Source organism: Nocardioides sp. NPDC047086 (assembly GCF_040643685.1).
Classification (GTDB): Bacteria; Actinomycetota; Actinomycetes; order Propionibacteriales; family Nocardioidaceae; genus Nocardioides.
The window spans coordinates 1-10,766 of sequence record NZ_JBEYUV010000070.1 but is presented as its reverse complement, the minus strand read 5'-3'; the positions used below and the strand labels follow the sequence as shown (position 1 = coordinate 10,766).

General features: G+C 69.5%; 13 protein-coding genes. 6 read left to right on the top strand and 7 right to left on the bottom strand.

The window, feature by feature from the left end; translation table 11 throughout:
- Window positions 1–351 (top strand): HNH endonuclease signature motif containing protein (locus ABZ796_RS27190; RefSeq protein ID WP_357341265.1); only part of this gene is annotated, 351 nt, incomplete at its 5' end.
- A gap of 260 nt (window positions 352–611) precedes the next feature.
- Here ABZ796_RS27190 and ABZ796_RS27185 read toward each other — a convergent pair.
- Complete coding sequence (locus ABZ796_RS27185; protein WP_357341263.1) at window positions 612–1,139, bottom strand: DoxX family protein; 528 nt, start codon at window positions 1,137–1,139, stop codon at window positions 612–614.
- Between the two features lie 90 nt (window positions 1,140–1,229).
- On the opposite strand from ABZ796_RS27185, the gene ABZ796_RS27180 reads away from it, so the two are divergent.
- Window positions 1,230–2,096 carry a hypothetical protein gene (locus ABZ796_RS27180; RefSeq protein ID WP_357341261.1) on the top strand — a complete coding sequence of 289 codons (867 nt, stop codon included), beginning with the start codon at window positions 1,230–1,232 and terminating at the stop codon, window positions 2,094–2,096.
- A gap of 3 nt (window positions 2,097–2,099) precedes the next feature.
- Here the strand turns inward: ABZ796_RS27180 and ABZ796_RS27175 are convergent, their stop codons facing one another.
- The gene (locus ABZ796_RS27175; protein ID WP_357341260.1) at window positions 2,100–2,732 is read right to left on the bottom strand and encodes a TetR/AcrR family transcriptional regulator; all 633 of its coding nucleotides are present in this window, start codon (window positions 2,730–2,732) and stop codon (window positions 2,100–2,102) included.
- Between the two features lie 150 nt (window positions 2,733–2,882).
- Between ABZ796_RS27175 and ABZ796_RS27170 the strand changes: the two genes are divergently transcribed.
- Genes ABZ796_RS27170 through ABZ796_RS27160 form a run of 3 tightly spaced genes read left to right on the top strand, consistent with a single transcriptional unit; the run spans window position 2,883 to window position 6,349 of the window.
- On the top strand, window positions 2,883–3,665 hold the full coding sequence (locus ABZ796_RS27170) for an SDR family oxidoreductase (RefSeq protein ID WP_357341258.1): 783 nt from the start codon (window positions 2,883–2,885) through the stop codon (window positions 3,663–3,665).
- 4 nt (window positions 3,666–3,669) lie between these two features.
- On the top strand, window positions 3,670–4,803 hold the full coding sequence (locus tag ABZ796_RS27165; protein ID WP_357341257.1) for a DUF5938 domain-containing protein: 1,134 nt from the start codon (window positions 3,670–3,672) through the stop codon (window positions 4,801–4,803).
- A gap of 10 nt (window positions 4,804–4,813) precedes the next feature.
- A complete protein-coding gene (locus ABZ796_RS27160; RefSeq protein ID WP_357341256.1) occupies window positions 4,814–6,349 on the top strand; it encodes a long-chain fatty acid--CoA ligase in 1,536 nt (511 codons plus the stop codon).
- A gap of 91 nt (window positions 6,350–6,440) precedes the next feature.
- Here ABZ796_RS27160 and ABZ796_RS27155 read toward each other — a convergent pair whose 3' ends face one another.
- The 5 genes from ABZ796_RS27155 to ABZ796_RS27135 all read right to left on the bottom strand — a co-directional run bounded on the left by ABZ796_RS27155 (window position 6,441) and on the right by ABZ796_RS27135 (window position 10,150).
- Complete coding sequence (locus tag ABZ796_RS27155) at window positions 6,441–6,692, bottom strand: hypothetical protein (RefSeq protein WP_357341255.1); 252 nt, start codon at window positions 6,690–6,692, stop codon at window positions 6,441–6,443.
- Window positions 6,693–6,770: 78 nt separating this feature from the next.
- Complete coding sequence (locus ABZ796_RS27150) at window positions 6,771–7,328, bottom strand: pyridoxamine 5'-phosphate oxidase family protein (RefSeq protein WP_357341254.1); 558 nt, start codon at window positions 7,326–7,328, stop codon at window positions 6,771–6,773.
- Window positions 7,329–7,380: 52 nt separating this feature from the next.
- Window positions 7,381–7,770, bottom strand: a complete 390-nt coding sequence (locus ABZ796_RS27145) for an acyl-CoA thioesterase (RefSeq protein WP_357341253.1) — start codon at window positions 7,768–7,770, stop codon at window positions 7,381–7,383.
- Complete coding sequence (fahA, locus tag ABZ796_RS27140) at window positions 7,767–8,954, bottom strand: fumarylacetoacetase (protein ID WP_357341251.1); 1,188 nt, start codon at window positions 8,952–8,954, stop codon at window positions 7,767–7,769. Before fahA ends, ABZ796_RS27145 begins: the two co-directional genes overlap by 4 nt.
- Entirely contained in the window at window positions 8,951–10,150 is a 1,200-nt protein-coding gene (locus ABZ796_RS27135; RefSeq protein WP_357341250.1) for a cupin domain-containing protein, read from the bottom strand. Before ABZ796_RS27135 ends, fahA begins: the two co-directional genes overlap by 4 nt.
- Before the next feature lie 106 nt (window positions 10,151–10,256).
- Between ABZ796_RS27135 and ABZ796_RS27130 the strand changes: the two genes are divergently transcribed.
- Entirely contained in the window at window positions 10,257–10,652 is a 396-nt protein-coding gene (locus tag ABZ796_RS27130) for a hypothetical protein (protein ID WP_357341248.1), read from the top strand.
- The last annotated feature ends 114 nt before the right edge of the window (window positions 10,653–10,766 follow it).

Here is a 10,766-nt window from a genome sequence, read left to right as displayed (position 1 = left end):
ACCACCATCACCGCGGCCGAAGCCCGGAGGATGGCCTGCAACGCCACCATCATCCCCTGGGCCCTGGGTGGAGATGGTGAGGTCCTCGACGCCGGCCGCGGCAGCAGGTTCTTCCAGCCCATCCAGCGCAAAGCGTTACGGCTACAGCACAAGTGCTGCCAAGCCGAAGGCTGTGACATGCCACCGGAGTGGTGCGACGCCCACCACCTCGACCCCTGGGCCGCCGGTGGCAAGACCGACCTCAAAGACGGCGCGCTGCTGTGTCCGCATCATCATCGCCTGGCCCACGCACCCGGCTACAGCCACGAGCGACTACCGGACGGCACCATCCGGTTCACCCGCCGCCCCTAGATCAACCGGCTGAACACCCTTGAGCCAAAGGCAGCGTGGATGCCGATCCTCGTTGCCGGCTACAGCCGTGCTGTCGTACGCGTCTGATGAAATCAGACCGCGAGCTCGCGCTTATGCCGCGGGCGTGGGACGCACCGTCGGCGCCACGACACTCGGCTCCGACTGCACGGCACCTCTGGCCGGTGGCCATCGAACCAGGGGCGGTCAGGTGCCTGGTACTCACCTGTCGACCGGAGGGGAAGCAGGCGAACGCTACAACCTCACCCCTCCGGCGACGGCTCCTCGGCGGGCGCGTCCTGGCGCTGGGGGCGCCAGAATGCGGCGAGGAGGAGGGCGGTGCCGAGGACGCCTGCGCCGAGCGCTACCGCGCCGCCGATCCAGCCGTCGTAGACGATGTCGAGGGACGAGTCGAGCGAGATCGTGCCGGGGCCGGTCACGCCGAGGACGACCGAGACGACGGCCAGGACCATGACGTACTCCCAGCCGTCCTTGAAGATGAAGAAGCCGTTGGGGCGGTGCGCCAGCAGGGCGGCCACGAGCATCACCGAGACGACGGCGGCCGCTGCCAGCGGCGTGACCAGGCCCAGGATCAGCAGGACGCCGGCGACGATCTCGGTCACCACGCTGGCCCATGCCTGGAGGGTGCCGTGGCGCAGGCCGAGGCTCTCGAACCAGTCGGCGGTGCCGGCGATCTTGCCGCCTCCACGCCAGTGGTTGACGCCGTGGGCGATCATCGTGCCACCCACCGCCAGACGGAGAAGCATCAGAGCCAGGTCGACGGGGTCCATCACAGAAGTCCTCGGTGTTGTGGGTTGGGGTGGCCCAGCCTAGGAGCAGTCCGGTCACCAGGTGCGCAGCGACGCCGTAGGCTCACCCGAATGCTGCTGCTCGGAGTCGTTCTCGCCCTGGGCTCGGCGCTCGCCCACGCTGCCTGGAACACGGCGTCGAAGACCATCGCGCCAGCAGGGAGACCGGCGCTGTGGGCGGTGGCGATCGTGGAGAGCTGTCTGGTCGTCACGGTCACCGCGGTGGTGATGGTCGTGCGTGGGCACGGCATCGCGGTCTCCGGCGAGCTCCTCCTGCTCTCGCTCGGCAGCACCGCCATGCACGCGTTGACCATGGGGCTGGTCCAGGTCGCCTACCAGGACTTCGACGTAAGCCAGATCTACCCGCTCTCCCGCGGTCTCGCTCCCGTGGTCGTGGCGCTCACCGGCATGGTCGTGCTCGGGCAGTGGCTGAGCTGGACGCAGTGGGGTGGCGTACTCCTGATGGCGGCGGCGGTCGGGGCGCTGCTGTTCGAGGCCGTCCGCACCCGGGGCTCGCTGCAGGCCAGGCCGCTGCTGTGGTCGGGCTGCATCGCCGTCTCGATCGCCGGCTACACGACCTACGACGGCTGGGTCGTCGTCGAGCGCGGCCTCGACCCGATCGCCTACTACGCCGTCGGCACGGTGATCCAGGTGGTGCTGTGGAGCGTGATCGTGCGCGGGAAGTACGCCGAGGGGATGCGGCAGCTCCGGACCCACGCTCGGACCGTGGCCGTGCTCGCGGTGCTGATCCCGACCTCGTACGTCCTCAGCCTCTACTCCACCCTGCACGCGCCGGTCTCGCTGGTGGCGGCGGTGCGGAGCTCGAGCCTGATCTGGGTCGCGCTCTCGGCGGCGCTGGTGCTGCGCGAGCCGATCGGGAGGGTACGCGTCGCCGCGACGATCCTCGCCGCGGCGGCCGTGGTCGCGATGGTGGTCTGAGCCCTACGCCTTCGGCCCGAGCAGCATCGGCATCAGCCCGACGACCTGGTTGCGCAGATCCTCCAGGGCGCCCTCGCGCCCGTTGAGGTGGCCCAGCAGCGCCTGTTGGAAGATGCCGTCGAACATGCCGTAGGCGACCGGCGGGGCGATCGCAGCCTCGGTGCCGGAGAGGCTGGCATAGCGGTTCACGACCCGGGCGATCATGTCCTCCAGGCTCTGGTCGATCTGGGTGACCGCCTCGCGCAGGCTCTCCTCGAACATCGACTGCGAGCGCAGGTCGTACCAGAGCCGGTGCATCGGCGCTTCCTCGATGATCGTCTCGACGAGCTTGTCGCCGAAGCGGGCGACGAGGTCGTCCGGCGAGGTCGCCTCGGCGACGACACCGTCGTAGCGGTGGACGCAGGTCTGCTTGTAGTAGCGCACGCAGTAGACGATCAGCTCGAGCTTGTCGTTGAAGTAGTAGTGCACGACGCCGTGGCTGAACTCGGAGTTGTTGGCGATCTCACGCAGGCTGGCACGCGCGTAGCCCAGCTCCCCCAACGTACGCAGCGCCGACTCGGCGAGCGTCTTGCGACGTTCGTCGTGCTTGTCGGCAGGCGTGCGGCGAGGCGACTTGGGTGCGGCGACCTGGGTCATGGGCCGAAACGATACCCCCTCCCGTGCGGGCGTCTATGCCATTTGGACCATTTTCTGGTCAATCGTCAAGAAAACTCTTGACACTCGTCAAGATTCGCGATTGCCTGTGAGCCGAATCACAGCGACATCACAGCGACGAAGGAGTCACAGATGACCGATCTGAGTGGACGTACAGCACTCGTCACCGGCGGTGCCCAAGGCTTGGGCGAGGGGATGGCCCGCGCGCTCGCGGCGGCCGGCGCCAAGGTGGCCGTCGCTGATGTGAAGGACGACCAGGGCACCAAGGTGGCCGAGTCCATCGGCGGAGCCTTCGTGCACCTCGACGTCACCGACGACGCCTCCTGGGAGACGGCCGCCGCTGCCGCGGTCGACGCTCTGGGCGGGCTCGACATCCTGGTCAACAACGCCGGCGTCGAGATCACCAGCCTGGTCACCGAGCTCGACGCGAACGACGTGCGGAAGATGCTCGAGGTCAACGTGCTCGGCACGGCTCTCGGCCTCAAGCACGGCCTGCGTACGATGCGGCCCGACGGCGCGGCCGGGAACGGCGGCGTCATCGTCAACGTCGCCTCGGTCGCGGCCACCATCGCCTTCCCCGGCATCTCGGTCTACTCGGCCACCAAGAGCGCCGTCGACCGGCTCACCCGCGTGGCCGCGATGGAGAGCGGCAAGCTCGGCTACGGCGTACGCGTCAACTGCGTCTACCCCGGACTGGTGCCGACCGAGATGGGCGCCGGGCTCGCCAACGACGTCGCCCAGCTCGGCCTGTTCGAGTCTCCGGAGGCCGCCGTCGGCGGGGTCGTCGAGCTGACGCCGTCGGGACGCCTCGGCACCGTCGAGGACATGGCCGACGCGGTCGTCTTCCTCGCCTCCGACCAGGCGAAGTTCATCAACGGCGTCGGCCTGCCGGTCGACGGTGGAATGGGGATGTGAGCACATGAGTGAGAACAAGCCTGTCGTCGTCTACGGCGCCTCCGGCTACACCGGCCGACTGGTCTGTGAATACCTGCGCGAGCTCGGGGTGCCGTTCGTGGCCGCCGGCCGCTCCAAGGACAAGCTGGTCGCCTCGATGGCCGCCAACGTCCCCGGCATCGAGACCGCCGACTACGAGATCGCCGAGGTCGAGCACTCCGTCGAGGCGCTCACCGAGCTGCTCACCGGCGCGCGGGTCGTGCTCAACACCGTCGGCCCGTTCTCCTCGTTCGGCCCCGAGGTCGTCGAGGCCGCGCTGGCCGCAGGCGTCCACTACACCGACACCACCGGCGAGCAGGACTGGCTGATCACCTGCGACGAGACGTACGGCGAGGGCTTCGCCGAGAAGGGCCTGCTGCTCGCGCCGGGGATCGCGCAGATGTACACCACCGGCGAGATCGCGGCCGAGATCTGCCTCGAGCAGCCCGGCCTCGACACCCTCGACATCGCGGTCTTCTGGGGTGGCTCCCCCACGATCGCCTCGACCCGCACGATCCTGGTCAACGCGGCGACCTCGAAGGCGCACTACCTCGAGCAGAACGCGTACGTCGAGTTCGACCCCAACGCCGGGCTCGTCCCGCTCGTGGTCCCCGGCCAGCATGAGCTCGCGCTCTCGCTGCCGTGGGGCGGCACCTCGCACCCGGTCTGGTATCGCCGCGACCCGAAGGTGGCCACCTGCAAGGCGCAGGGCGGCGTCTTCAACGCCGCGCTGATGAACGGTGTGCCGCAGATCGTCGCGGGTGCCCTGGAGGCGACCAAGGAAATGGACGCCGAGCAGCGCGACGAGGCGCTGACCGCCACGGCGGCCCAGGTGATGAACCAGATGCCGCCGCGCGAGAACCCGCGGCTGAACAAGTCGCTCGACTCGGTGCACGCCTCCGGCCCGCTGGGGCGCGCGCACTGCGTCATCCACGGCAACCAGAACTACAAGCAGACCGGGCTGCTGCAGGCGTACGTCGCCTACTCGCTGCTGCAGCAGCCGCCTCGCCGGGTGGGCTTCGCCTCGGGCTGCCAGGCGTTCGGCCACCGCGAGCTCCTCGGCCAGCTGCAGGCCTTCGGGCTGGTCTCCGAGCCGGTCGTGACCCGGCAGCGCGGCTGAGGGCGGCCGGATGCGGCTCGTCGACTATCTGGACAAGGGTGCCTCGCTCGGAGGCGACGCGCCCTGTCTCGTCTGCGGCGAGGAGACCTGGTCGTACGCCGAGGTCGTCGATCTCTCGGTGCGCGTCGCCGCGGGCCTGCGGGCCCGCGGCGTCGCCCCCGGGGCGAAGGTCGCCATCCTCTCGGCCAACGACCCGGTGGCCTTCGCCTCCGTCTTCGGGATCAGTCGCGCCGGGGGCGTCTGGTGCCCGATCAACCCGCGCAGCGAGGCGGCGGAGAACCGGGAGCTCCTCGATCTCTTCGGCTGCTCGGCGCTGATCTTCCAGTCGGCCTTCGCCGGCCTGGTCGACCAGATCCGTGGCGACCTCCCGGAGCTGACCACCCTGGTCTGTCTCGACGCGACCTACGACTGGGCGATCGACTGGGACGACTTCCTCGGCTCCCCCGGCTCGTTCGAGCCTGTCGAGGTCGAGGACGACCTGGCCATGGTCGTCGGCACCGGCGGCACCACCGGGCGCCCCAAGGGCGTCATGCTCACCGGCACCAACCTGGAGACGATGTCGGCGATCACGCTGATGGCCTATCCCTGGCCCGGTGCTCCGGCCCGGCCGACCTACCTCGCGCTCGCACCGCTCACCCATGCTGCCGGGGTGCTCTGCTTTCCGGTGCTGTGCCTGGGCGGCACGATCGTGGTGATGCGTACGCCGGACGTGGGTGAGTTCCTCGAGCACATCGAGCGCCACCAGGTCACCCACACGTTCCTGCCGCCGACGCTGATCTACCTGGTGCTGGACCACCCGGCGCTGCGGTCGACCGACCTGACGTCGCTGCGCTGCTTCTGGTACGGCGCGGCGCCGATGTCGGCGACGCGCCTGGAGGAGGCGCTGACCCGGATCGGGCCGGTGATGGCGCAGCTGTTCGGGCAGACCGAGGCGCCGATGATGATCGCCACCATGGCGCCCGCCGACCACTTCCACGAGGACGGCACCGTCGCCACCGAGCGACTCTCCTCGGCCGGCCGGCCGGCGCCGCTGGTGACCGTGTCGATCATGGGCGAGCGCGGCGCGCTGCTCGGCTCAGGGGAACGCGGCGAGATCGTCGTACGCAGCTCCTTGGTCATGCGCGGCTACCTCGACAACCCCGAGGCCACCGCGGAGGCCAGCGCCCACGGCTGGCACCACACCGGCGACATCGGCTTCCTCGACGAGGAGGGCTTCCTGCACATCGTCGACCGCGCCAAGGACATGGTGATCACCGGCGGTTTCAACGTCTACTCCACCGAGGTCGAGCAGGCGCTGATGACCCATCCCGCGATCGCCGACTGCGCCGTGGTCGGGCTGCCCGACGAGAAGTGGGGCGAGCGCGTCACCGCCGTCGTCCTGCCCCGGCCCGGTGCCGAGATCGACGTCGCCGACCTCAAGGCGTACGTCAAGGAGCGGATCGGCGCGGTCAAGACCCCCAAGCAGATCGAGGTCTGGCCGGACCTGCCGCGCTCGAAGGTCGGCAAGGTGCTCAAGACCGAGATCAAGAGAGAGCTGACGAGCTGACTAGTGGTGCCGAGTCGGCGCATCTGCCCCCGTGCCTCGCGAAGCGAAGCGAGCGAGAGGGGGCGGATGCGCCGACTCGGCAGTAAAGCGCTCAGGCCCAGACCACGAACAGCGAGTAGTCGTCGAACGGCGACTCCGAGCCGTCACAGCGCCACTTCTCGATCTGCCCGGCGTACCACATCTGCTGGCCGGCGGCGGCGCAGTCGTCCTGCCAGTAGAAGTCGCGGCCGGTGTACTCCCAGCCGCCCTCGGCGGTAGCGGCCGATGCCGAGCTCGCCAGGGCACCCCCGGAGATCAGGGCGGCGGCGAGCGGAGCGGCGGCGGCGATTCGAGTGAGCTTCATGATGATCTCCTTGGTTGGTGTTCCTGTCGGACACCCACCACGCTCCGCCTCGCCGCTGTCAGAAAAGTCCCCACTCGCTCACCCTTTTCTGTCACTAGCCTCAGTCTGCGTTCGTTTGTCTGCGTCCGTTTGATCGGGGAACGACGCCGGGTCGGCGGCATAGGCGACCATCCAGCTCGGCTCGATGGCGGCGTAGACGACGCCCGGCCCGTCCCAGGTCTGCGGGTCCGAGCCGTAGAACTCGGTGAAGTAGGCGTTGTGGTCCTCGAACTCCGGCCCCTCGGAGACCACGTGCGCGATGCCGTGGGTGAAGACGCCGATGCGCTCGCCGTCGACCAAGGTCGCACTGACCGCCGGCCGGGCGAGCATGTGCTTGGCCTTGATGGCGGTGGGAGCGGTTCCGAACAGCCAGCGACCGTGGCGGAAGTGGCCATCGACGCAGCTCGTCCGCGGCTCGCCGCGGGCGGTCACGGTGGCCAGCACCAGGATCTTCATGCCCGTCAGCTCGGTGACGAGCTGACGGGCGTTCAGGCGTTGTTCGTCGTTGACGATGCCGGTCAGGTGGCCGCTCGCGCGGCCGATCGAGGCGTCCAGGAGGCGTTGCAGGTCGGCGATCTCTTCGTCTGTCTCGAGCACACGACGAGTCTCACACCCGCTGCAGTGGGTCTGCTTGACCGTTCTTGCGGGACTATTCGATCGCGGCGGCGATCTCCGGCGGGATCGCGGTCGACCCCGAGCCGTCGGCGGCGACGACCACGTAGACGACCGACACCGCGCAGGTGACCTCCTCGCCGCGGCGGAACTCGAACTCGAGCGTGAAGCTCTTGGTGCCGATCCGGGTCGTGCGCACCGGCACCTGGACCCGGTCGCCGAAGCCGATGCCGGCCTTCCAGTCCAGGTCGGCATGGGCGAGCTGGACGTCGACGCCCAGCTCCTGCCACCGGGTGAACGGCACTCCGCAGGTGTCGATGAAGTGGGTCATCACCTCGTCGACGTAGGTGAGGTACCAGCCGTTGAACATCACCCCCTGCATGTCGACCTCGAGGTAGCGGGGCGTGAACTCATAGACCGTCGTCACGGTCGCTCCTTCGCGGGCAGGATCCGGCCGGTGACCTCGCCGAGTGCGATCCGGCCACCGCCCGGCGCGGGTGCGGTGGCGGTGATGGTGACCTCGTCGCCGTCCTCCAGGAAGGTACGCACCGACCCGTCGTCCAGCTCGAACGGCTCGGCCCCCGACCAGCTGAGCTCGAGGAACGAGCCGCGCTGGCCCGGTTCGGGGCCGCTGATCGTACCGCTGGCGAACAGGTCACCGACGCGCAGCGAGGCGCCGTTGGCGGTCAGGTGCGCGAGCATCTGGGGTGCGGTCCAGTACATCGTGGCGTACGGCGGCTCGGCGACCAGCGTCCCGTTGAGCCGCACCTCGAGGGCGAGGTCGAGGGCCCAGGGCTCCAGCGTGGAGTCGTCCAGGTAGCCGGTCAGCGGGACGTCTCGTTCCGGTGGCGACACCCGGGCCGCCTCGAGCGCCGCGAGCGGGAGGACCCACGGCGAGATCGAGGTGGCGAACGACTTGCCGAGGAACGGGCCCAGCGGGACGTACTCCCAGGCCTGGATGTCGCGCGCGGACCAGTCGTTGAGGAGGGTGATCCCGAAGATCTGGTCGGCGGCCTCGCGGAGCGGCACCGGGGTGCCTTGCTCCGAGCCGACGCCGACGACGAACCCCATCTCGGCCTCGATGTCGAGGCGGATCGAGGGGCCGTCGACGATGCCGTCGGGGGTCTTGCGCAGCCCGGTCGGCCGGACGATGTCGGTGCCGGAGACGACCACCGTGCCGGAGCGGCCGTGGTAGCCGATCGGCAGGTGCTTCCAGTTGGGCGTCAGCGGGTCGGAGTCGGGGCGGAACATCTTTCCGACGTTGGACGCGTGGTGCTCGGAGGCGTAGAAGTCGACGTAGTCGGCCACCGTGAACGGCAGCAGCAGGTCGGCGTCCTCGAGCGGCACCAGGTGCGGGCGCACCTCGGCCTCGCTCGCGGGGTCGCTGAGCAGCCGGGTGATCTCGGCGCGTACGTCCCGCCACACCGCCGGCCCGGCAGCGAGCAGGGCATCGAGCCCGCCGGCTCCGACGCCCGTGACCGCGGTGACGTCGAGCACGAGGTCACCGATCCGCGCGCCGAGCCGCGGCGCCGGGTCCGCGGCGGTGCGGAAGGTGGCGTACGGAAGCGCCTCGAGGCCGAACCGACTGTCCTTGATGTCCAGCCAGGTCACTGGCGGCCCCCGGCCCAGGTCCAGGCGTACTTGCCGTCGTCGACCGCGGCGCCGGCCTCGCCGACCTCGAGCGGCCGGAAGGTGTCGACCATGACCGCGAGCTCGTCGAAGTACTCCGCACCCAGGCTGCGCTCCATCGCGCCGGGCTGCGGTCCGTGGGCGTGGCCGCCGGGGTGGAGCGTGATCGAGCCGATGCCGATCCCGGAGCCCTTGCGGGCCTCATAGTCGCCGCCGACGTAGAACATGACCTCGTCGGAGTCGACGTTGGAGTGGTAGTAGGGCACCGGCACCGCGAGCTCGTGGTAGTCCACCTTGCGCGGCACGAAGTTGCAGATCACGAAGTTGTTGCCCTCGAAGACCTGGTGGGCCGGCGGCGGCTGGTGGACCTTGCCGGTGATCGGCATGTAGTCGGCGATGTTGAAGACGTAGGGGTAGAGGCAGCCGTCCCAGCCGACGACGTCGAACGGGTGGTGCGGGGTGACGTGGACCGAGCCGGCGATGCCGCCGGCGCCCGGGCCGCGATGCTTGATGTAGACCTCGGCATCCTCCCCTGCCATCGCCTGCGGTTCGGTCGGGAGCCGCAGATCCCGCTCGCAGTAGGGGGCATGCTCGAGGAACTGGCCGAACCGGGAGAGATAGCGCTTCGGCGGGGCGATGTGGGAGTTCGCCTCGATCGCGTAGACCCGCAGCGGCTCGTCGCCGCTCGGCACCCAGCGATGGGTGGTGGCGCGCGGGATCACCACGTAGTCGCCCTCACCGACGTCGAGGTCGCCGAAGACCGTCTCGACGACCCCGGCCCCTGACTCGACGTAGACACACTCGTCGCCGATCGCGTTGCGGTAGAGCGGCGAGGCCGCCCCCGCCACCGCATAGTGCAGACGTACGTCGCCGTTGCCGAGCACCAAGCGGCGCCCGGTCACCGCGTCGGCGCCCTTCCAGTCCTCGCCAGAGAAGAGGTCGTGCAGGCCGAGGTGCATCGGGCGCAGCGGATGGTTGGGGGTCGTGCCGTGGTCGGGCAGCTCCCAGATGCGTACGTCCTTCACCGCCGAGGGGATGTAGCGGTGGTAGAGCAGGGAGGAGTCCGAGGAGAACCCCTCCTCCCCCATGAGCTCCTCGTAGTAGAGATTCCCGTCGCCGTCGCGGTGCTGGGTGTGCCGCTTGGGTGGGATCTGCCCGCGCTGTTGGTAATGCGCCATACCCCGGATCGTACGTGACCTGCACCACACCGATCACCGGGGCCGAACGTCCTGAGTTCGTCTGAGTACCTCCCGGGGCATAGCCCCTCTCCCCTACTCTCCGTGAATGCCCTCCGAGACTCCCGAGACCCTTTTCGTGGCGCACGCGACGGGTCGTCTCCTGCACGTCCGGGCATGCCCCCAGCTCCTCGGCCTCGACGCCCCGATCCGGGCCACCCCCGCGCAGATCGAGTCGCTGGGCACGTGCGCCTGGTGCGCCAAGGAGCTCTCCGAAGCCGGCCGAAGGTACTTCGACTCCGTCGAGCAGGCCGTACGCACCCTCGACCCCTCCGACGACGTCGTCCGCGCCACCGAGGAGGCCCTCGGGGATATCGACTACGACCTCGTCTGGGTCCCGCCGAGCTACTCCCACATCGCCGTCGGGGACAAGGAACACGCCGTCGCTTGGATCGGGCGGGGATGCGTCATGCACGAGGACGGGCGGCTCATCGACTTCGGCTGAGGGGCCGAGCCTCGGCGACGTGACCCTGCCGAGTCGGCGCATCTTGACCGGTGTCTCGCGAAGCGAAGCGAGCGGTACGTCCCCTGCCCGTCCTTGGCGGCGAGCCTCGTCGTC

Excerpts from the sequence above, each read along its gene's own strand:
- ABZ796_RS27160 (WP_357341256.1), top strand. The coding sequence starts at position 4,814 with ATGCGGCTCGTCGACTATCTGGACAAGGGTGCCTCGCTCGGAGGCGAC.
- ABZ796_RS27185 (WP_357341263.1), bottom strand. The coding sequence starts at position 1,139 with ATGGACCCCGTCGACCTGGCTCTGATGCTTCTCCGTCTGGCGGTGGGT.
- ABZ796_RS27175 (WP_357341260.1), bottom strand. The coding sequence starts at position 2,732 with ATGACCCAGGTCGCCGCACCCAAGTCGCCTCGCCGCACGCCTGCCGAC.
- ABZ796_RS27170 (WP_357341258.1), top strand. The coding sequence starts at position 2,883 with ATGACCGATCTGAGTGGACGTACAGCACTCGTCACCGGCGGTGCCCAA.
- ABZ796_RS27130 (WP_357341248.1), top strand. The coding sequence starts at position 10,257 with ATGCCCTCCGAGACTCCCGAGACCCTTTTCGTGGCGCACGCGACGGGT.
- ABZ796_RS27180 (WP_357341261.1), top strand. The coding sequence starts at position 1,230 with ATGCTGCTGCTCGGAGTCGTTCTCGCCCTGGGCTCGGCGCTCGCCCAC.
- ABZ796_RS27135 (WP_357341250.1), bottom strand. The coding sequence starts at position 10,150 with ATGGCGCATTACCAACAGCGCGGGCAGATCCCACCCAAGCGGCACACC.
- ABZ796_RS27155 (WP_357341255.1), bottom strand. The coding sequence starts at position 6,692 with ATGAAGCTCACTCGAATCGCCGCCGCCGCTCCGCTCGCCGCCGCCCTG.
- ABZ796_RS27165 (WP_357341257.1), top strand. The coding sequence starts at position 3,670 with ATGAGTGAGAACAAGCCTGTCGTCGTCTACGGCGCCTCCGGCTACACC.